This window comes from Lentzea sp. (assembly GCF_035525475.1).
Taxonomy (GTDB): Bacteria; Actinomycetota; Actinomycetes; order Mycobacteriales; family Pseudonocardiaceae; genus Lentzea.
Genome location: NZ_DATLEC010000072.1, coordinates 12,081 through 32,453, shown reverse-complemented (window position 1 = coordinate 32,453; position 20,373 = coordinate 12,081). Strand labels below are relative to the sequence as shown.

The 20,373-nt window shown below is 71.2% G+C and carries 18 protein-coding genes, 1 tRNA gene and 1 other RNA gene; 10 read left to right on the top strand and 10 right to left on the bottom strand.

The genetic code is table 11. From position 1 onward, the window contains the following. Positions 1–113 precede the first annotated feature (113 nt). The 3 genes from VM306_RS12950 to rnpB all read right to left on the bottom strand — a co-directional run bounded on the left by VM306_RS12950 (position 114) and on the right by rnpB (position 3,392). Positions 114–1,703, bottom strand: a complete 1,590-nt coding sequence (locus VM306_RS12950) for a DUF6345 domain-containing protein (RefSeq protein ID WP_325514575.1) — start codon at positions 1,701–1,703, stop codon at positions 114–116. Positions 1,704–1,858: 155 nt separating this feature from the next. After that, positions 1,859–2,983 carry a threonine synthase gene (locus VM306_RS12945; RefSeq protein ID WP_325514573.1) on the bottom strand — a complete coding sequence of 375 codons (1,125 nt, stop codon included), beginning with the start codon at positions 2,981–2,983 and terminating at the stop codon, positions 1,859–1,861. Between the two features lie 17 nt (positions 2,984–3,000). Next, positions 3,001–3,392, bottom strand: an RNA gene (gene rnpB / locus VM306_RS12940) — RNase P RNA component class A. 171 nt (positions 3,393–3,563) lie between these two features. On the opposite strand from rnpB, the gene VM306_RS12935 reads away from it, so the two are divergent. Then, positions 3,564–4,085 (top strand): NAD(P)H-dependent oxidoreductase, encoded by a 522-nt coding sequence (locus VM306_RS12935; RefSeq protein WP_325514570.1) that lies wholly within the window; start codon positions 3,564–3,566, stop codon positions 4,083–4,085. Here the strand turns inward: VM306_RS12935 and VM306_RS12930 are convergent. After that, positions 4,078–5,154 (bottom strand): bifunctional RNase H/acid phosphatase, encoded by a 1,077-nt coding sequence (locus tag VM306_RS12930; RefSeq protein ID WP_325514568.1) that lies wholly within the window; start codon positions 5,152–5,154, stop codon positions 4,078–4,080. The genes VM306_RS12935 and VM306_RS12930 overlap by 8 nt on opposite strands. Before the next feature lie 59 nt (positions 5,155–5,213). On the opposite strand from VM306_RS12930, the gene VM306_RS12925 reads away from it, so the two are divergent. Next, positions 5,214–5,296 (top strand) — tRNA-Leu (locus tag VM306_RS12925). Between the two features lie 417 nt (positions 5,297–5,713). Here VM306_RS12925 and VM306_RS12920 read toward each other — a convergent pair. From VM306_RS12920 to VM306_RS12905, 4 genes are read right to left on the bottom strand one after another with little or no spacing between them, the layout of a single operon-like run. Continuing rightward, positions 5,714–6,451 (bottom strand): zinc ribbon domain-containing protein, encoded by a 738-nt coding sequence (locus VM306_RS12920; RefSeq protein WP_325514566.1) that lies wholly within the window; start codon positions 6,449–6,451, stop codon positions 5,714–5,716. Next, on the bottom strand, positions 6,448–7,275 hold the full coding sequence (locus VM306_RS12915) for a Nif3-like dinuclear metal center hexameric protein (RefSeq protein ID WP_325514564.1): 828 nt from the start codon (positions 7,273–7,275) through the stop codon (positions 6,448–6,450). Before VM306_RS12915 ends, VM306_RS12920 begins: the two co-directional genes overlap by 4 nt. Further along, a complete protein-coding gene (gene cobC / locus VM306_RS12910) occupies positions 7,272–8,270 on the bottom strand; it encodes an Rv2231c family pyridoxal phosphate-dependent protein CobC (protein ID WP_325514562.1) in 999 nt (332 codons plus the stop codon). The genes VM306_RS12915 and cobC overlap by 4 nt, the downstream gene beginning before the upstream one ends. A 37-nt stretch (positions 8,271–8,307) precedes the next feature. Further along, a complete protein-coding gene (locus VM306_RS12905) occupies positions 8,308–8,514 on the bottom strand; it encodes a hypothetical protein (protein ID WP_030472678.1) in 207 nt (68 codons plus the stop codon). A 199-nt stretch (positions 8,515–8,713) separates the two neighbouring features. On the opposite strand from VM306_RS12905, the gene VM306_RS12900 reads away from it, so the two are divergent. Genes VM306_RS12900 through VM306_RS12885 form a run of 4 tightly spaced genes read left to right on the top strand, consistent with a single transcriptional unit; the run spans position 8,714 to position 11,255 of the window. Continuing rightward, positions 8,714–9,166 (top strand): low molecular weight protein-tyrosine-phosphatase, encoded by a 453-nt coding sequence (locus VM306_RS12900; protein ID WP_325514560.1) that lies wholly within the window; start codon positions 8,714–8,716, stop codon positions 9,164–9,166. Then, positions 9,145–9,876, top strand: coding sequence for a fructosamine kinase family protein (locus tag VM306_RS12895; RefSeq protein ID WP_325514558.1), 732 nt, complete (start codon positions 9,145–9,147; stop codon positions 9,874–9,876). Before VM306_RS12900 ends, VM306_RS12895 begins: the two co-directional genes overlap by 22 nt. 4 nt (positions 9,877–9,880) lie before the next feature. Beyond that, a complete protein-coding gene (locus tag VM306_RS12890) occupies positions 9,881–10,429 on the top strand; it encodes a DUF1349 domain-containing protein (RefSeq protein WP_325514556.1) in 549 nt (182 codons plus the stop codon). Positions 10,430–10,433: 4 nt separating this feature from the next. Continuing rightward, positions 10,434–11,255: an SURF1 family protein gene (locus VM306_RS12885; protein ID WP_325514554.1), complete on the top strand. Its 822-nt coding sequence runs from the start codon at positions 10,434–10,436 to the stop codon at positions 11,253–11,255. On the opposite strand, the gene VM306_RS12880 is transcribed toward VM306_RS12885, so the two are convergent. Then, entirely contained in the window at positions 11,163–12,095 is a 933-nt protein-coding gene (locus VM306_RS12880; protein ID WP_325514552.1) for a cobalamin biosynthesis protein, read from the bottom strand. The two genes, VM306_RS12885 and VM306_RS12880, sit on opposite strands and share 93 nt — an antisense overlap. A gap of 72 nt (positions 12,096–12,167) precedes the next feature. On the opposite strand from VM306_RS12880, the gene VM306_RS12875 reads away from it, so the two are divergent. From VM306_RS12875 to VM306_RS12860, 4 genes are read left to right on the top strand one after another with little or no spacing between them, the layout of a single operon-like run. Continuing rightward, positions 12,168–13,640, top strand: coding sequence for a DUF2397 domain-containing protein (locus VM306_RS12875; RefSeq protein WP_325514550.1), 1,473 nt, complete (start codon positions 12,168–12,170; stop codon positions 13,638–13,640). Beyond that, positions 13,637–14,833 carry a TIGR02678 family protein gene (locus VM306_RS12870; protein ID WP_325514548.1) on the top strand — a complete coding sequence of 399 codons (1,197 nt, stop codon included), beginning with the start codon at positions 13,637–13,639 and terminating at the stop codon, positions 14,831–14,833. Before VM306_RS12875 ends, VM306_RS12870 begins: the two co-directional genes overlap by 4 nt. Further along, positions 14,830–18,858, top strand: coding sequence for a TIGR02680 family protein (locus VM306_RS12865; protein ID WP_325514546.1), 4,029 nt, complete (start codon positions 14,830–14,832; stop codon positions 18,856–18,858). The genes VM306_RS12870 and VM306_RS12865 overlap by 4 nt, the downstream gene beginning before the upstream one ends. 2 nt (positions 18,859–18,860) lie before the next feature. Next, positions 18,861–19,871 carry a DUF2399 domain-containing protein gene (locus VM306_RS12860; RefSeq protein ID WP_325514644.1) on the top strand — a complete coding sequence of 337 codons (1,011 nt, stop codon included), beginning with the start codon at positions 18,861–18,863 and terminating at the stop codon, positions 19,869–19,871. On the opposite strand, the gene VM306_RS12855 is transcribed toward VM306_RS12860, so the two are convergent. Further along, positions 19,860–20,327, bottom strand: coding sequence for a MarR family winged helix-turn-helix transcriptional regulator (locus tag VM306_RS12855; protein WP_325514544.1), 468 nt, complete (start codon positions 20,325–20,327; stop codon positions 19,860–19,862). The two genes, VM306_RS12860 and VM306_RS12855, sit on opposite strands and share 12 nt — an antisense overlap. Between the last annotated feature and the right edge of the window lie 46 nt (positions 20,328–20,373).

Here is a 20,373-nt window from a genome sequence, read left to right as displayed (position 1 = left end):
TCGCAGGTCGTGACTTCCGGCGGCTAACAGCTCACCGTCGGGCCGCCCGGCCACCACGACGAAGCCCGGCGACCGAGGTCGCCGGGCTTCGTCGTGGTGGTGCGGTCGTGCGGTCAGGAGAGGCCGGTGATCCTCCAGAGCCAGCCGGTCGCGGCGTAGTCGGGGCTGACCGAGCCCTTGCCCCAGAAGTAGTCGTTGTAGCTGCCGTACTGGCCGGTCGTCGGCAGGTAGACGCCCGCGGTCGCCCAGCGGACGGCGGGGGGCTGCGTGTCGATGCTGGCCTGCGCCCACGCGTCGCGGACCTTCATCGGGTTGTTCCACCACAGGAACGGCGAGCGCCACATGTAGTGGCCGAACTTGCTGCCGTGGTTGGTCGAGTTGTAGCTGATGGTGGTGAAGCTGTTGATCTGGTGCAGGCCGCGGAAGGCCTGGCCCCAGCGCTGCGCCCACGTCTGGCCGCCGGTGACGTCCTCGAGGATCAGGCAGGTGAAGAGGCTCATCCACTCGACGTCGTTCTGGCCCCAGCGCGCCTCGGTGTTGGCGAGCTTGGTGTCGTTGTGGTTGGAGCAGCCGGTGAAGTAGAAGCCGGTGCCGGAGCCGTGGCCCTGCCAGTAGGTGAGGTCGACGTTGTCGGCCCAGTGGGTGTCGTCACCGCCGAACGCGGGGTCCTTGAAGTCGCTCTCCCACGCGTTCTGGTCGAGCCACTTGAACTGGCGCGCGATGCCGTGGTTGCCCGCCTCCGTGTTGAAGCTGTTGACGTTGGTGACGGTGTTGGGCAGACCGGCGCAGTTGCCGGTGCCCTCGCTGCCGACCTGCGTGCCGGCGGACTGGGTCTTGAACTGGCCGGCCGCGTCGGGGCGCGGTTCCACACCGGGATCCGGCTGCGGCATCTCGGCACCGACCGCGGCGGGCAGGGTGATGCCCTGCGGGGCGCCACCGTCGTCGGTGCGGCCGGTGCAGCGGAACGACGGCTCGACCTTGTCGGCCTTGTCCTCCAGCGGCGGCGCCACGTAGACGTAGCTCGCCTCGGCCTTCACACCGGCGCCCAGGTACTTCTGGCACAGCTTGGTGCCGTAGGCGAGGTCGTTGACCTCCACCGTGCCGACCTGGTCGTAGGTGCTCGCGGCGTGGCTGACCGCCGTGACGCCCTGAGCGTCGAACGAGACGCGGATGTTCGCGCCCTCGCCCTCCAGCGGGATTCCGCCGAGCTGGAACGCGTACGAGACGCTCGTGTCGAGGTTGGCCGTGAGCGCCGTCCGCCCGTTGGGGTCGGACAGCTCGAACGTCGTGTACTGCGCGGTGGGCGTGGCGTTGCCGGGCAGCACGCCGGCCTCGCGGAGTCCTTCCTGGGCGCGCTTGGCGGCCTCGTCAGCGGGAACGGTCTTGATGCGCTTCAGGGCTTCCGTGTCGAGCGCGGTCTGCGTGGTGGCGTTGCCGTCCTCGTCCGGCCTGCCCTGTCCTTTGTCGACGGTCGGCAGGTGCTGGTAGCGCTGCTCGTCCGCGAAGGACACGGCGCCGGCCTCCGATCTCTGGACGTCCTTGAGACCGAAGGCTCTTTGCAGCCTCTGCGCCTGTTCCTGGTCGAGACCGGAACTCCTCACCCCGTAAACGGGGAGCTCCGTGGCGTCGGCGGTCGCGACCCCGGCCACTCCAGCGGTGACGAGACTGGACAGGGCCAGCACCACCGTCAGCTTGCGTTGCATGTCTCTTCCCTCCCTTGGGGACGGCCGGCTGCAGGGGCCGACCGTCTGACAGGAGGATTGGCGCTGGGGTGTCGTGATACCGAGGGTGGGCCGTCGCGCCGTGCGGTCCACTCGAACGGCCGAAATTGTGTAACGCCCTGGGGCTGCGGAGATACCTAGAGGCGGACACCTGGGTACTTGATGCCCGCGCCGGTGTTCAGCACGACCACCTCGTCGTCCGCTCGCAGCCACCCGGTCTCACGGAGGTTCCTGACGGCACTGATCGTGGCGGCGCCTTCCGGGCACAGGAAGACGCCTTCGAGCCGTGCGCACTCCGCTCGATCTTCGGCGATCTGCTCGTCCGTGACGGCCACCGCGGTGCCATTCGTCTCCTCGATGGCTCGCAGGATGATGAAGTCCCCCAGAGGTTTCGGCACGTTGATGCCGAACGCGCTCGTGTAGGCGCCGTCCCAGAACCTCGACTCCGGCGCCTTCTCGTCGAACGCCCGGACGATCGGCGCGCAGCCCGTGGACTGCACTGCGACCAGCCGCGGCATCTTCTCGCCGATCCAGCCCAGCTCGCGCATCTCGTGCAGCGCCTTGTGAATCCCGATCAGCCCGACCCCGCCGCCGGTCGGGTAGATGATCACGTCGGGGACGCGCCACCCGAGCTGTTCGACGATCTCGTAGCCCATCGTCTTCTTGCCCTCGATGCGGTAGGGCTCCCGCAGCGTCGAGGCGTCGAAGAGGTCGACGTCCGCGAGGGCCTTGCCGGCGTCGGCGATGGTGCCCGGCACGATCCGCAGCTCGGCGCCGCTCGCCAGGACCTCCTCGCGGGTGATCAGCGGGGCGTCCTCGGGCATGGCGATGACGCTGCGCAGCCCGGCCCGTGCCGCGTACAGCGCCCAGGCCGCGCCCGCGTTGCCGTTGGTCGGCATCTTGATGCCCTCGATGCCCAGCTCCCTGGCCCTGGCCACGCCGACCGCCGCGCCGCGGGCCTTGAACGAGCCGGTCGGGATGAGCGACTCGTCCTTCATGAGGACGGTCGCGTCGAGCGCCCGGCCGAGGGTCGGGAGCGGGATGAGCGGCGTCATGCCCTCACCGAGGCTGAACGCGGGATCGGGGTCGCGGACCGGCAGGACGTCGCGGTAGCGCCACAGGCTGTTCTCGTCCGTGGGCCTGCCGGCCTTCGTGAGGTCGTAGCGGGCCAGGAGCGGCGAGGCGCACTCGTGGCAGAGGTTCTGGACGGCGTTGGCGTCGTGTTCGCGGCCGCAACGGGCGCATTCCAGATGGGAGAGCATGTCTCCATGCATACAGGCGGATGAGCCGGCATGTAAGCCGGATCCTGTTCATGGGAACGAGTCCCAGTCGGCGGCCATCCATCTGGGCCTGCCGTCGCCGACAGGCTCTAGCGGCCTACCCGCGAGCATCGGGCGGGCAGCCCTCGAACGCTCACGCAGGCACCTCCGCTTTCGCTCGGGTGCCCTCTTGGCCTTGCTCCGGGTGGGGTTTACCTAGCCGCCCCAGTCACCTGGGGCGCTGGTGGTCTCTTACACCACCGTTTCACCCTTACCCCGGCTCACGCCGAGGCGGTCTGTTCTCTGTGGCACTGTCCCGAAGGTCGCCCCTGGTTGCCGTTAACAACCACCCTGCCCTGTGGAGTCCGGACTTTCCTCGACGGTCACCCGCCGCGGCCGCCCTGCCGACTCATCCGCACCCCGAGGATATCCCAGCGTCTGGAACCGGTTGTCCAGTGGTCCGGACGTTGGTTGACTTCAGCCATGACACGACGTCGCCACGTGGACTACGGCCGCGTGGCAGCAAGCCTGTGTTGCCTCCTCTGAGTGCGTCGCCCGTACCCACGACCTCAGGGAGTGCCCCATGTCCGACCTGCTGATCATCTCCGGCGCGCCGTCCCACGCCGCACCGACCGGCGTGGTCGTGTCACACGTCTTCGACGCGCTGCAAGCCGCGGGACACCACGTGACGTTGCTCGACGTGCGCGCGCTGCCAACGTTGTCCCTGCTGACCGAAGACCTCCGCGACCCGGAGATCGCCGGCGCCGTGAGCAGTGTCCTGTCGGCCGACGGCATCGTCGTCGCCTCCCCGGTCTACCGCGCGGCCTACAGCGGCCTGGTGAAGGCGTTGCTGGACCTGCTGCCGAAGAAGGCGCTGCGCGGCCGCGCCGTGCTGCCGTTGGCGACGGGCGGCAGCCAGGGCTTCCTGGTGGCGATGGACTACGCCCTGCACCCGCTGCTGGCCGCGAAGGGCGCCGACCAGGTGGTGCGAGGCGAGTTCGTGCTGGACCAGAACGTGGGCAAAGCCGAGTCGGCCGCTCTGCTGGAAGCCGCGGCCGACCGCCTGATGCTCGCCCTGACCCCGCGCCTGCGGAAGGTCAGCTGAGGTGTGACGTGTCGTTGACGAGCTTCACCGACGCGTGCCCGTCCGGGTAGAACTCGGCGATCGACACGCCAGTGAGGTCGAGGTGCATCCGGAACAGGAACTGCGGCCCCACGTCCAACGCCTGCCGCAGCAACGTCTTGATCGGCGTGACGTGACTCACGACGACGATGGTGCTGCCGCCGTACTCGGTGATGATGTCGGCCTTGGCCCGCCGGACCCTGGCGTGCACCTCGTCGAAGCTCTCCCCCTCCGGCGGCCGGACACTCGTGTCGCCGAGCCACCTGCGGTGGACCTCAGGGTCCCGCTCGGCGGCCTCCGCGAACGTCAGCCCTTCCCACGCGCCGAAGTCGGTCTCGATGAGCCCCTGGTGCGTGACGACCTCCTGGCCGATCCTGTCGGCGAGCTTCCGCGCGGTCTGGGTCGCCCTCTGCAACGGTGACGAGATGATCGCCGCGACGTCCGTCTTGGAGAGACGCTCCGCGGCCTTCTCGGCCTGGTGGAGGCCGAGCTCCGTCAGTTCGTGGTCCCCGCGCCCCGAGTACCGCCGCTCGACGGACAGCCTGGTCTGCCCGTGCCGGAGCAGGATGACCCTGGTCGGCTCCCCCGTCGCCCCGCTCCAGTGCGGCTGCTTGTCCCCCTCGGCCGCGGGCTTCTCCTGGGGCTTCTTCTCGGCTCCGTCCATCGCCTCGTTGGCGAGCCGGTCGGCCTGCCGGTTGCGCTCCCGCGGGATCCACTCGTAGGTGACCTTCCCGAAGCCCCGCGCCAGCTCCTGCGCTTCCTTGGCGAGCGGCTGCATGGACGGGTGCTTGATCTTCCACCGCCCGCTCATCTGCTCGACGACGAGCTTGGAGTCCATCCGCACGTCGACGGTCTCGGCCTTCAGCTCCCTGGCGGCCCTGAGACCCGCGATGAGACCTTGGTACTCGGCGACGTTGTTGGTGGCGACGCCGATGGCCCCCTTGCGCTCGGCCAGCGTCTCGCCGCTCTGCTTGTCCCGGACGACTGCGCCGTATCCAGCAGGTCCGGGGTTGCCCCGGGACCCGCCGTCGGCCTCGACGATGACCTTCACCGGCCGATCGTAGCCCCGCGTTCAGGCCTCTTTCGGGGGCCTGTATGCTGTTCTCGTTGGTCTGGGTGGCGGAATGGCAGACGCGCTAGCTTGAGGTGCTAGTCCCCGCAAGGGGGTGGGGGTTCAAGTCCCCCCTCGGACACGGACGTTAACCACACGCGGAGAGGTCGTCGCATAGACGGCCTCTTTTGCTTTGTCGTACTTCAGCTCGATCCCGAGTTCTCCGTAGAGCCTCACCAGCTTCTGCGGCTCACCTCCTTTGATCGCCGTCACATCCGCCAGCGAGTCCGCCGGCTTCGGCCGCTGTCGGCTCGACGACGCTGATCATTCGACGTGCACTTCCGAGGTTTCCGTTCACCGGGAAGATGGCGAATGCACAGAGGTGCCGTCGCATGAGCTGGCGTACAGATCACGCGACGGCACCTCGTCAGCCGGTCGAAGGAGGCACCGGTCCTGGGAGCCGACGAGGTGCGGCGGCTCCCGCGGAACGCCGTCCGCGTCAGGCGGGAACCGGGCCCGCGACAGGGGTCCTGTGGAGACCCCTGGTTGTTCGAGAAGCTCAGACCTTCGGCTCGCCGATGCGGACCAGGATCGCGCCGCACTCCTCGCAGCGCACGATCTCGTCGGCCGCCGCCTCCTTGAGCTTCGACACGGCACCGCGGTCCAGCTCGATCCGGCACGCGCCGCAGCGGCGTGACTGGAACGCCGCGGCGCCGATGCCTCGCTGCTCGCGCTGGCGGTCGTAGAGCTTCAGCAGGTCGTCCGGGAAGCCCTTGGCCATGACCGAGCGGTCCGCCGTGCGGCGGGTCTCGGTGGTCTCGAGGTCGGCGAGGGCCGCGTCACGGCGGGTGGTCGCCTCCTCCAGGGCCTGGCGGGCCTTGTCCAGCTCCACTCGGGCGAAGGAGGCGTTGGCCTCGACGGCCTCCCGGCGTTCCATCAGTTCCAGCAGGTCGTCCTCGAGGATGCCCTGGCGGCGCTGGATGGTGGCCAGCTCGTGCTCCAGCTCGGTGAGCTGCTTGGATCCGACGGAGCCGGACTGCATCAGCTTGCGGTCGCGTTCGCCGCGGGCCCGGACCTGGTCGATCTCGGTCTCCTGGCGCTTGACGTCGCGGTCGAGGTCGGTGAGCGTCGTCTCGACGTTCACCAGCGCGTCCTGCTTGGTGCGCACCAGCTGCTCGGCGCCGGCGATCTCCGCGATCTCCGGCAGCGTGCGGCGGCGATGGGTGACACGCGCCAGTTCGGCGTCGACCGCGGCCAGGTCGAGCAGCCTGCGCTGCACTGCGGGGTCGGCTTTCACGCATGTCCTCCTGCTGCTGGGCTCGTCGCACCGACGGTCCACGGGTCGGTCCGGCGGGTGGAGACGAGTACGTCGACCCTACCGCCGAAGGCGTCGCGCAGGATTTCCGCCGCCTGCTCGCACCACGGCCACTCGCTGGCCCAGTGCGCCACGTCGACGAGTGCCGGGCCGCCGGACTCGATGTGCTCGGACGCGGGGTGGTGGCGGAGGTCGGCTGTGACGTAGGCGTCCACACCGGCGCGCTTGACCGCGTCCAGGAGGCTGTCGCCGGCTCCTCCGCACACCGCTACGCGTGTGACCAGGCGTTCCGGGTCGCCCGCGGCTCTGACGCCCTGGACGGTGGCGGGCAGGGCGTCGGCCACGCGCTGGGCGAAGACCCGCAGGGGTTCGGCCTCGGGCAGTTCGCCGATGCGGCCCAGGCCGGTGTCGCCCGTCGGCTCCGCCGGTTCGAGCGGGCCGGTGACCGTGAGGCCGAGCGCGAGGGCGAGGGCGTCGGAGACGCCGGGCAGGGCCGAGTCGGCGTTGGTGTGGGCGCAGTACAACGCGGCGCGGTTGCGGATCAGCTTGTGCACCAACGCGCCCTTGGGGTCGTCGGCGGGGACGCCGTTGACGCCGCGCAGGAGCAGCGGGTGGTGGGCCAGCAGGAGCTGGGCGCCGGACTCCACCGCGTCGTCCACTGTGGACGACGTCGGGTCGACGCAGACCAGCACGCGCGTGACCTCCTCGCCGGGGTCGCCGCACACCAGACCGACCGCGTCCCACTTCTCGGCGGTCTCCGGCGGGTACGCGTTCTCCAGGACCGCGATCACGTCGGCGAGCTTCACGCCAGTTCCTCCATCACTACCCGCAGCGCGTCGGTGAACACCGCGAACTCCTCCGGCGGGCGGATCGCCACGCGCAGGTACGTGTCGTCGAGACCGGGGAACGTGTCGCAGCGCCTCACCGCGATCCCCTTGTCCCGCAACGACTCCCGAGTGCCGCGCGGCACTCTCAGCAGCACGAACGGCCCGCGCGGCGGCACGACGACCAGGTCTCCGAGCTCGGCCACGGCGCAGGCGGCGTGCTCGGCGGCCTCCATCGCGAACCGCTCCGAGGCCCGCAACGCGGAAGGCTCGCAGCACGCGGTGATCGCTTCCAGCGTCAGGCTGCCGACCGGCCAGTGCGGACGGCCGTGCGCCAGCCGCCGCAACGTCTCCGGGTCGCCGAGGAAGTAGCCCGCCCGCAGCCCCGCGAGACCCCAGGTCTTGGTGAGGCTGCGCAGCACCAGCACGTCCGGGTCGCCCGCCAGCGACTCCGGCTCGCCCGGCACGGCGTCCATGAAGGCCTCGTCGACCACCACGCGGCCGGGCAGGGACTTCAGGCGGGAGGCGGAGTGCAGCACCGACGTCGGGTTCGTCGGGTTGCCGATGACGGTCAGGTCGGCGTCGGAGGCGATGTCGTCGGGCAGCGTGAAGCCGCCCGAGAGCAGCACGTGGTCGACCGGGATCCCGGCATCGCGGAACGCCACCTCGGGCTCGGTGAAGCCGGGGTGGACGATCGCGGCACGGCGCGGCGAGAGCTTCGGCAGCAGCGCGAAGCCCTCGGCGGCACCGTTGAGCAGCAGGACCTCGTCGGGCGAGCGCCCGTGACGGCGTGCGACGGCCTCACGGGCGCGCTCTTCGGCCTGCTTCGAGGGGTAGCGCCCGAGCCCGTCGAGCGCCGCGGCCAGCCGGTCGCGCAGCCAATCGGGCGGGTGCGGAACCCGCACGTTGACGGCGAAGTCGGCAAGGCCCGGTGCGGCGTCGACGTCACCGTGGTGGCGCAGGTCTGGGCTGGTCATCGCCCGGGATTCTAGGCGACCAGCTCAGGGCACCACGTCACTGCATGTAGCGGCGGAGCTCGGTCAGGTGGCTGATCAGCTCGTCCAGCTGGAACGCGTCGAGCTGCGCGGACTCACCGGGCGGGGTGCGGAAGCAGACGCGCCCCTTCTCGTTGAGGTACACCTCGAAGGCGCGACGGCGCCCGAGGGCGTCGGTGCACCCGATGATCTCCCGTTGCGGGGGCACGTCGGTACCTGTCTGCATGGGCGGCCTCCATGTCGTTTGTCCATACATCTTGCGACAGTGGTTGAGCGTTACCGTGCGGCGGTGGCCGCCTCGTTCCCCACTGCCGGACAACGTGATCACACGAGCGTACTTGTACGTGGTGGCCGCCACGGAACGAACGGCGCAGGCCGCGACCGTCTCGACAGGAACGGCGAGTGGACGGCTTAGGCTGCGCCACATGCACGTCTCGTTCGTCTGCACCGGCAACATCTGCCGATCCCCCGTGGCGGCACTCGTCTTCCGCGAGTGGGTGGCCCGCGAGGGACTGTCCTCCCACGTCGAGGTGTCCAGCGCCGGCACCGGCGGGTGGCACGTGGGCGACCCGGCGGATCCGCGGGCGCTCAAGACACTGGCGGACAACGGTTACCCGACCGACCACGTGGCCGCGCAGGTGTCCGACCTGCACCTGGAGGCGGACCTGCTGGTGGCGCTCGACTCGGGTCACGCGCGGGCGCTGCGCCGGATGGCCGACCCGGACCGGGTCCGGCTGCTCCGCTCGTTCGACCCGGACGCGGACGGCACGGACGTGCCGGACCCCTACTACGGCGACGACGCCGGGTTCACCGAGGTCCTGACCATGATCGAGGCGGCGATGCCGGGACTGGTCTCGTGGGTCCGCGAGCGGCTCTGAGAACGAAGGTCCAGTCACCCCTGGCCACCGCTGCCGAGGCGGCGGGTCTGCGGTGGATCAGCGTCGAGGGCGGACCGCCGATCCCCCGAGTGCACCAGGCCGAGGGCGGCCGGTTGGTCATCGACGAGATCCCGCACGGCACTCCGGATCTTCAGGCGGCCGTGACCTTCGGACGCCGCCTGGCCGCACTCCACCTCACGGGCGCCGACGCGTTCGGCGCACCCCCGCCCGGCGGGCCGCGCGAGGCCACCATCGGCGCGGCCCCGATGACCAACGAGCCCGCGCCGGAGTGGCCGGAGTGGTTCGCGTCACAACGCATCCAGCCCTACGCGCGCCAGGCGGGCATCGACGTCGACGAGGTCTGCCGCCGGATCACCGACCTCGCCGGCCCGCCCGAACCACCCGCGCGCCTGCACGGCGACCTGTGGAGCGGCAACGTGCTGTGGGGCGCGGACGGGCAGGTGTGGCTGATCGACCCGGCCGCGCACGGCGGGCACCGCGAGACCGACCTCGCGATGCTCCAGCTCTTCGGGTGCCCGTTCCTCGACCACGTCCTCGGCGCCTACCGGGAGGTCGCACCGCTCGCCGACGGCTGGCGGCGACGGGTGAAGCTGCACCAGCTGTTCCCGCTGCTCGTGCACGCCGTGCTGTTCGGCGGCGGTTACCGGTCCGAGGCGCTGGCCGCGGCCGGCGAGGCGCTGCGAGGATGAGGTCATGGACCTCACCGGGTGGACGTGGCTCAACGAACCGAGGCAGTGGTCGGCCGACCCGCTGACCGTGCACGCCGACGCCGGCAGCGACTTCTGGCGCCTCACCGGCAACGGCCTGGTCCGCGACAACGGCCACCTCTACGGCGTGAGCCTCACCGGCGACTTCACCCTCACCGCCACGTTCAGCGGCGAGTACTCGGCGCAGTACGACCAGGCCGGCATCGGGCTGTTCACCGACGGCGCGAACTGGATCAAGGCCGGGGTCGAGGTGTTCGACGGGAAACGCCAGGCCAGCACGGTCGTGACGCGCGGGTTCTCGGACTGGAACCTCGCCCTGACCGGTGACTTCGACCGCTTCACCATCAGCGCCGACCGCCAGGGCGACGCGGTGTGGGTGAGGTACGGGGTCGACGGTGACGAGCCCACCACCCTGCTGCGCAAGGCCTACTTCCCGCCGGAGGCGACGGTGAAGGCGGGGATCATGGTCGCGAGCCCGGACGGCGAGGGGTTCGCGACCCAGTTCCACGAGGTCCAGCTCACGCAACTACCGTGAGGACGTGCGGTTCAAGTTCCTCCTCAAGCCGGGCTGGCTGGCGCTGACCCTGGCCGTCTGGGTGTTCGCGGGTACCTGCATCTACCTGTTGTCCCCGTGGCAGTTCGGCCGCAACGACGAGCGCCAGGCGCAGAACTCCGCCATCACCAAGTCGCTGCAGAGCGACCCTGTGCCGTTCGGCGCCCGGCACGACGAGTGGCAGAAGGTCGAGCTGAAGGGCCGGTACCTGCCCGAGCTGGAGGTGCTGGCCAGGCTGCGGACCGTCCAGGGCGAGGCCGCGTTCGAGGTCATCACGCCGTTCGAGACCACCACGGGCCACAAGGTCCTCGTCGACCGCGGGTACGTGCGGCCGGTCAACGGCATCAAGCCGCCGGACTTCGCCGCGCCGCCCGCGCAGGAGGTCACGCTCATCGGGCTGGCCAGGCCGAACGAGTCCAACGCCACGCCCGCGTTCGAGCAGGACGGGCGCAAGCAGGTCTACTCGATCAACAACGACGCGGTCGGGGCGGGCATCGAGCCCGGCTACTACCAGCTGGTCGAGGACCAGCCGGGGGCGCTGGCCACGCTGCCGCTGCCCCGGATCGAGTCCGGGCCGTTCTTCTCCTACGCGCTGCAGTGGATCGCGTTCGGCGTCATGGCGGTCGGTGGCTGGCTGTACTTCACGATCCGCGAGGCACGGCCGGGTGGCGTGCTCCACGAGGGCAGCAAGCGCAAGAAGAAGTCGATCGCCGAGCTACTCGCGGAAGAGGGCGACGACGGCGCTGACGAAGCCCGCTCCGAAGCCGACGACGCGGGACAGCTCCACGGCACGCGTCACGTGACCTGAGTCCGGGTTGCGGCCGTGGCCCATCACCGGGCGTTCCTCGACGCCGTGCGAGTAGACGGTGCGGCCTCCCAGGCGGATCTCCAGGGCTCCGGCGAACGCCGCCTCGACCTGGCCCGCGTTGGGCGACGGGTGCGCTGAGGCGTCCCGGCGCCACGTCTCCAGCGCCTGCGAGGCCGAGCCGCCCACGACCGGGGCGCCGCCGATGGTCAGCAGGGCCGCCAGACGTGACGGCACGAGGTTCAGCACGTCGTCCAGCCGGGCGGAGGCCCAGCCGAACCGCAGGTAGCGCGGCGACTTGTGGCCGACCATCGCGTCCAGCGTGTTCGCCGCGCGGTAGCCGAGAAGTCCCGGCACACCGGCGACCGCACCCCAGAGCAACGGCGCCACGACGGCGTCCGACGTGTTCTCCGCCACGGACTCCACGGTCGCGCGCGCCAGTCCGAGCGTGTCCAGCCGGGACGCGTCACGGCCGCACAGCGAAGGCAGGCGGGAGCGAGCGGCGTCGACGTCGCCGTCCGCCAGTTCGCGGCCCATCGACGTGCCTTCGGTCGCCAACGAGTTGCCGCCCAGCACCGTCCAGGTCGCCACGGCGGTGGCCAGCGTCTGCGCGAGCCAGTGCCGGCGCGAAAGCCGTTCCACGGCAACGCCCGCGGCCACGGTCCCGCCCACCAGCACGGCGGTGTACGCGACCCCGGCGGCCTGCGAATCGGCGTACAGGCGCTTCTCCAGGGCCGCGGCGGACCTGCCGAATGCCGCTACCGGGTGAAATCGGCGCGGGTCACCGAACACCGCGTCCGCCGCCACGCCCAGCAACAACCCCAACGCGCGCCCCGCGCCCACGGCATCCTCCCCGGCTCGTCGAAGGCACGGTAGCGCCGCACCGCGCCGGCGCGCGCATTAGGGTGGCCGGTCGTGGAGCACAAGCGGCTGAAGTTGTACGCCTATCTGGACGCGCGCGATCACCAGCGCACGTACCTGGCGATCATGCGGCTGTTCACCTCCACGCTGCTCGCTGACCTCAGCGCGGGCGAGGTCGCCGGAGCACTGGCCGGGCAGGAGCGCGAGGGCCGCGTCGAGCAGGGCGAGTCCCGCATCGAGAACGTCATCAACCGCCTCAAGCAGCTGGTCGAGTGGGGCAACCTCGTCCAGGGCCGCCGTGAGGTCGTCGCCGCCAGCATCGCCGAGTTCCAGCACGGCAGCGTCCGCTACCAGGTCTCGAAGCTCGCGGTCCGCGTCCAGCGCGACGTCGACGAGCTGCTGCGCGTCCCGGAAGGCGCCCGCGAGGTGTCCCGCGAGCTGCTCCCCGCCATCGAACGCGGTCTCAACGAGCTGGGCGGGTCGCTCAGCGTCGCGCTGCTCAACGAGGGCGACAAGACCAGGGAGCTGCTGGCCGAGCGCGTCACGACCCTGTTCCTGCAGCACGCCGAGCTCGCCGCGACGGTCCGCGACTTCTACGCCTACCTGGGCCAGGTCGTCACGCGGAACCACCTCGCGCCCGACGAGATCGCCGGCTTCCGCAACCTGCTGGTCGAGTACATCCAGCGCGTCGTCGAGGACGTCCTGAAGTACACGCCGCCGATCGCGGAGGCCCTGGCCGGGCTCGCGAAGGCGCGCGCCGAACTGCTGCGGCTCCTCGCCACCGACCTCGGCCTCCACGTCGAACGCGCCCGCGGCCGCACGCCGGAGGACTGGCAGGAGCTCACGGACTGGTTCGTCGACCGGCCTGGTCGCCCGAGCCAGGTCACGGCGTTGCGGGAGGCCACGGCCCGCGCGATCGGCAGCCTGCTGGCGAGCGTCAAGAGGGCGACCTCCGGCGGTGGCCTGCTCCCCGGACGCCGTGCCGAGCTGCTGAAGCTCGCGGCCTGGTTCGACAACTCGACGAGAGAAGAAGCGCACGAGATCTACGCGTCGGCGTTCGGGCTCTACTCGGCCCGCCACCTCTCCCCCGCGCCGGAACACGACTCGGACAACGAGCGCACGCCGTGGCGCGACGGCCCGGTCTGCGACGTCACGGTCTCAGTGCGGACGAGAGGCGACCGGGGGGCGCGCGGCAGGCCGTCCCGGATCCTCGACGACCCGATGACCGAGCAGTCGCTGCTCGCGGAGGCCCGCGAGGCCGACGAGATCCGCGCGCGGCACGTCGCGGAACTGACGAAGGCCGCCGGGGACCTGGAGAACACCACGCTGACGCACGGCGCGCTGGAGGTCTTCTGCGAGCTGCTGACGCTCGCGATGGCCCAGCGCGACTCCCCGCGGGACAGCGGATCGGCCAGCGACCCCGTGCGCGGTCTGAAGCTGGAGATCGCCCACGGCACCACGACCCGGATCAGGTCCGCCGCCGGAACGCTCACCCTGCACGACGCGACGGTGGCCCTGAAGCGATGAACCACCTGGACAACCTCTCCGAGATCGACGCCGCCAACGTGGTGCGGTGCGCGCGAACGTTGCTGCGCAGGCCGATGCTGCGCGCCGACGGCCCGGACGGCGAGCTGCTCAGCCTCGTCTACCGGCACCGCGCGACGTTGCAGGACCTCTTCGCGGGCCTGCTCGGCTACCGGCTCGTCGTCGAACGCCGGTTCGCGCGGCTCTACAAGTCCGGGCCGGGCCACGACGACACGCGTGGCGTGCTCAGCATGTCGCCGCGCGGCTACGCCTACCTGGCCCTCACGCTCGCGGTGCTCACGGGAATCGGCCGCCAGACCCTGCTGTCCCGTCTCGTCGCCGACATCCGTTCCGCCGCGGTGGAAGCGGGCATCGGCGCACCCGACGACGTCACCGAACGACGTGCGCTCACCGCAGCCCTGCGCCACCTCGTCTCCCTGGGCGTGCTGCACGAGACCGAGGGCTCGGTCGCGCAGGACCTGCTGCCGCAGGAAGCGCTGATCACGATCGACACCGACCTGCTGGGCCAGCTCGTGACGGGTCCCGTCGGCGAGGCCCAGAGCCCCGCCCACCTCGTCGAACTGGCGGCGCGTCCTGGTCCGCGCGGTGTCGAGCACGCCGTGCGGCGCAAGCTCGTCGAGACGCCGCTGGTGCTCTACGCGGACCTGCCGGACGACCAGGCGGAGTGGCTGCGGCGCAACCAGCGCAAGGAGACCGCCTTGCTGGAGCAGGCCTTCGGCCTCTACACCGAGTGCCGCGTCGAGGGCGTGCTCGCGGCCGACCCCGAGGACTTCCTGACGGACCTGTCGTTCCCGGGGGTCTCCACGGTCGCGCGCATCGCGTTGCTGGCGCTGCCCGACCTGGCCGACGGCGACGACGAGAACCCGCCCGCCCGGTACGTGGTCACGGCCGAACGCCTCCGCGAGGTCTGCGCCGGTCTGGTCGAGGACTACCCCGCCGCGTGGTCGAAGCAGTTCACCGACGACCTCGACCGGCTGGTCGCCGAGGTGACGGAACTGTTGCGCCGCATGGGGTTGGCCGCACGCACGGAAGACGGCGCGTGGTCGATCAGCGCGGCCGCGCACCGCTGGCTGCCGTCCCCCGACGGCGATCCCGAACGAGAACACCAACCAGAACCCGTTGTGGTGCCCGAAGTACCGAGCTGGTCCCTGTTCGACGAGGAGAACGTGTCATGAGCAGGTGGCGGCTGCACCGCGGCGGCGTGGTCAACATCTGGCAGTACACCGAGCAGACGTTCGACTTCTCCGGTGGCCGCGCGATCTTCCAGGGCACCAACGGCTCCGGCAAGTCCCGCACGCTGGAGCTGCTGCTGCCGCTGTGCCTGGACGGCGACCTGCGCCAGCTCGGCTCGAAGGGCTTCGACACGGTCAGCATCCGGCGTCTCATGCTGGACGACTACGACGGCGGCCCGAACCGCATCGGTTACGCGTGGGTCGAGCTGATCCGCGAGGCGGCCGACCACTCGGGCAACGAGTACCTGACGTGCGGCATCGGCGTGAAGGCGTCGAAGACCTCGCAGGCGATCACGGACTCGTGGCGGTTCGTCACGCCGATGCGCGTCGGCGCGGAACTGCGGCTCGCGGGGCCGGAACGCGTTCCGCACGGCCCCGCCCAGCTGCGCGACCTCATCGGCGCGGACTGCATGTTCGAGGAGCCGGCGTTCCGCGCGAAGATCGCCGACGCCCTCTACGGCGTGCCCGCGGCCCGGTACGGCGACCTGCTGCACCTCCAGCGGACGCTGCGCAACCCGGACGTCGGCCTGAAGGTGCTGGAGGGGCAGCTCGAGCAGATCCTGTCCGACGCCCTGCCGCCGCTGGACCAGGTGATGGTCGAGCAGCTCGCGACGTCGTTCGACGACCTGGAGTCGATCCGCGAGAACATCGTGCGACTGTCCTCCGCGGACAGTGCGCTGAGGACGTTCCTCAAGACCTACAGCGACTACGCGTTCGGTGGGCTGCGCGGCGCGTCCGAACGGCTGGAGTCCGCCGAGAGGTCGGTGGCGAAGCTGCGGCGCGAGCAGTCGAAGCTCACGCGGGAGCTGGACCTCACGCGCGTGGAGCGCGCGGCGTCCGAGCAGGCGCTGACCGACATGGAGACCGGCGAGCAGCAGGCCGAGGAGACCATCGCGGCGTTGAAGGAACTGCCCGCGTTCCGCGACCTCCAGGACCTCAAGACGCGCGAGAACCTGGTGGCGCAGATGCGGTCTTCCGCCGTCGCCGCTCTCGAAACGGCCCACCGCCAGCGCGCCCAGGAGGACGCGGCCGTCGACACCGTGCTGCGGTTGTTGCGGCGCCTCGCGGAAGACCTCCAGGCCGCCGACGCGCTGAGCGACCCGTTGCGCGAGAACCTGCGCCTGGCGGGCATGGACGCCGGCCTCGCGCCGGACGTGCCGCAGGTCCCTGCCGCCGAGGCCACGGTCACCACGGCCTCGGTGCGCGCCAAGCCGGACCCCGAGGCCGGTCCGCTGCCGATCGAACGCCGGCTGCCGCCCGCCGCCGCGACCGAGGACGTGGTGGCCGCGCTGACGTCCGTCGTCGACCAGACCTCGGGCATCGCTTCCCTTGCCCGCCAACGGGGTGCGCTCGCCCTGTCGCTGCACGAGCAGGCGCTGGCGCTGGACGCGCGGCACCGCGAGGTGGAGTCGTTGCGGCAGAAGGCCCGCGACGCCCAGCTCGGCGCGACCGAGTCGACCTCGCTGCGCAACCAGGAGGTGCAGGAGCTGGCCGAGGTCGTGCAGGCCTGGCTGGAGCAGGTCGAGGTGTGGACGTCCAGCGGCCCGCTGCTCGACGAACGCCCGTCGGCCGCACTGGCACTGCCGCGAACCGCGGACCCGGCGGCCGCGAAGGCGTTGAGCGCCCAGGCCCGCGAGTGGGTCGGCCCGCTGGTGCAGGCGGCTCGTGACGCCGCGCACGCGTTCACGCGGCAGCGCGCCGAGTTGCGCGCCCGCCTCGACGCGCTGGACGAGGAGCTCATCGGGCTGCGCTCGGGTGACGAACGCGTGCCGGTGCCCGGCCAGTACACGTCGGCGGAACGGGACCCGGCCGTCGGCGCGCCCTTCTACCGGCTGGTGGACTTCGCGCCGTCGCTGACCGACGACGAGCGCGCGGGGCTGGAGGCCGCGCTGCAGGCGAGCGGCCTGCTGGACGCGTGGGTGACCCCGGCCCACGCCGAGCTGAACGACGTCCTGGCCGTGCCGAGGCCCGCGGTCGACGAGCGCTCGCTCGCCGAGTTCCTGGTGCCGGCCGTCGAGGGCTCGCCGGTGCCCGAGACCTTCGTCTCCGACCTGCTGAAAGCCGTGTCGCTGGACGACATGACCACCACCGGCGACTGGCGCACCGGCGTGCTGACCGGCCGCTGGACCAAACCCGAGGCCGAGTTCATCGGCGCCGGCGCCAGGGAAGCCGCCCGCGGCCGCCGGATCGCCGCCCTGGAGGAGGAGCTCGCCGGCCTCCGGCACCAGCTCGGCACCGCCGAGGACGAGCTGGCCCGCGCCCACGAGCACGTCGCCACGTGGGAGGCGCACGTCACCGCGTTCCCCGGCGACGGCGAGCTGATCGCGAAGCACAGCCGCGTCCAGGCCGCCGAGGAGTCCGCGGCGCGAGCGCAGCAGCGCACGTTCGAGCTGCGCGAAGCGTTGGAGAACGCCAACTCGCGCCTGGAAGCAGCCCGGAGCGAGCTGACCCGGCAGGCGGGTGACGCCGGTCTGCCGTCCGACACGGAAGGCCTGCGCCAGGCCCGGTCGGCGGCCTCGGAGGCCCAGCGGACCGCCGACCTGCTCGGTGACGCCGTGCGGAGGCGGTGCCAGGGCACGATCTCCGACCTCACCGACGCCTCGCACCGCTACCACGAGGCCGTCGCGGACCGGGAGACCGCCGAGGCCGACGCCGACAGCCGGTGCGTCGACCACGCGGCCCAAGCCGGGACGCTCGCCGAGCTGACCGACGCCGTCGGCGGTGAGGCCAAGGAGATCAGCGAGCAGCTCGCGTCCCTGGAGAAGTCGCGCAGGAGGATGCGCGAGGACCTGAAGGGCGTGCGGGAGGGCATCACGACCGCGCGCGAGCAGGCGGCGAAGCTGGAAGCGTTGCTGGAAAGCAACTCCACGCAGGTCGCCGAGTCCGAGGAGGCGCTGGCGCGCGCGTCCGCGAACTTCCAGGCGACCGTGCGCGCGCCCGGACTGCTGGCCGCGGCCTTCCCCGAGCCACCGGAGGAAGCCCTGGTGCGGCAGGCCATCGCGGAGACCCCGGACCGGCGTGGCGGCACCGAGGCCACCGTGATCGCGAAGCTCCAGGCGTTGCAGACCTCGCTGGCCGGCAGCCACGACATCGCCGCCGAGCAGCACGCGGGCCTGCTGACCGTGACGGTGACCGGCGAGGAGGGCGCGAAGCCCGTCGCGGTCGCCGCCCGCCAGGTCACCACGAAGCTCGCCGAGCAGCGCGGGTTCCTCGACGAGCAGTACCAGGGGATCTTCGCCGACTACCTGATCCGCGACCTCGCCGAGTGGCTGCGCGGCCAGATCTCGGTCGCCGAGGCCCTCACCAAGCGCATGAACGAGGTGCTCTCCCAGGCCCGTTCCAGCCAGGGCGTGCACGTGAAGCTCGCGTGGAAGTCGTCCAGCGCCCTCGACGACCAGACGCGGCAAGCGCTTGCGCTGGTACGGCTGCCGTTCGGCGAACGCACGCCCGAGCAGGACGCCACGCTGCGCCGGGTCTTCACCGAGCGCATCGAGAACGAGCGCGACGCGCACTCCGGCGGGTACGCCGAGATCCTGTCGCGGGCGCTCGACTACCGCACCTGGCACCAGTTCACGGTGACCGTCGCCGACACGGGCCCCGACGGCAACCCGCGGGAACGGCGGCTCCGGCAGCTCTCGTCCGGCGAGACCCGCCTGATCTCGTACGTGACGCTGTTCGCGGCCGCCGCGAGCTTCTACGACGCCGTGAGCGACGAGTTCGACCCGTTGCGCCTGGTCCTGCTCGACGAGGCCTTCGAACGCCTGGACGACCCGACGATCGCGCGCATGCTGGGCCTGCTCGTCGACCTGGACATGGACTGGGTGATCACCTGGCCGAGCGGCTGGGGCGTGTCCGACAAGATCCCGCGCATGCACATCTTCGACGTGCTGCGGCCGAAGAACGGCCGTGGCGTCGCGTGCACGCAGACGACGTGGGACGGCAGGGCGCTGGACCGGGTGGACCCGTGAACATGGACTCCCCCGAGCTGGCCGAGTTCTGGCGCCTCGCCCGCGAGACGATGGAGGGCGGCGGCCGGTCCGCGTTCAGCTTCCGCGTCGAGGACGAGCGCACCGCCGCCGCGCTGGGCGAGCTGCTGCGCAAGCCGATCACCCACCCGGCCCGCCGCCAGATCTCGTTGGCGCGCCTGGACGACCACGTTCGCGCGCACGGCAGCACGTTGCCCGAGGTCCTGGAATCCGTTCACGGCAAGCCGATCGGCATGTCCACCACAGAGGAGGCCTCGACCGCGGACGCCGTGCTCAAGTACGCGCTGCGGGAGCACGGCCTCCTCACCGAGCCTTGGGCCGCCGAGTGGGTCGAGCACGTCCGCCGGTACGGCAAGATCCCGCAGCCAGTGCTGCCGATGATCGCGAACCAGGCGGCGTCGATCCTCGCGAAGCTGAGCCGGGAGCCGCGCCGCTGGACGACCCGGTTCGCCCTGGCGGGCAACGACCTCGACGACGGCCGCCCGCTCACGCGCGTCGTGGGCAGGGCCCTGCGGCTCGCCGGCACCGACTGGGAGCGGTCGGGCGTTCTTCCCGACGCCTACAGCAACCCGGTGCTGACCTCGCAGGGATACCTGTCGCTGAACGACTCGTTGGCAGCGCAGGAGGTCACCGTCGTCCGTAGCGCGCGCTTGCTGGAATCTGGGGTGCCCGGCCCGTTGGTGGTGCTGCCGAACGGCCTGACGCCGCAGGCGAAGCACCACCTCGACGGCAAGACCGTGCGGTGCCACAACGACTTCACGCCCGACGGCATCCGCGTCACCAACGAGGTCCTCGCCTGGACCGGCGGCACCCCGTGGCGGATGTCCGCGGCCGACTACCGGGAGGCCGTCGCCACGCTGATCGCGCGCGGTGTCGAGCTGCCGACGTTGAACTCCCGCCCGGAGAACGCGAGCTGGGACCCCGGCCTGGCGGACACCATGGCCACCACCGGTCTGATGGTCACCGAGGAGCACGTCCTGCCGTCACTGCTCTGACGGCGCGAACCGCTTCACGTCCCAGCGGTCGTGCCCCTCCATCAGCTTGCGCCCGATCCGCCGCAGGTCGGCGAGGTCGCGCTCGCTCAGCAGCTCGGTGAACTCCTCGGCCAGCGACGCCCGGTACACCCGCGCCGTCGTCCCCACGCACACCTCTTCGCCCTCGGGCGTGAGCACGGCGATGACGAGCCGGCGGTTGTCCGCAGGCTGTTCCCTGACCACCCAGCCGCGCTGGACCAGCCGCTCGACCAGGCGCGTGACGCCGGACGGGCTGACGTCGAGCAGCTCGACGAGCTCGGACATCTGCAGCCGCCCGCCGTTGTGGTGCAGCTGGTAGAGCGCCACGTGCTCCAGCAGCGAGCACCCGGCCTCGGCCTCCATGCGCCGCCCGATCGCGGCCTTCACGGCGTCCACGCCCTGCTGCACGTACAGCCACGAGTAGATCGGCTCTGTCACCACCCCATCCTAAAACGAGTTTGACGACGCGATGTTTTCATACTCA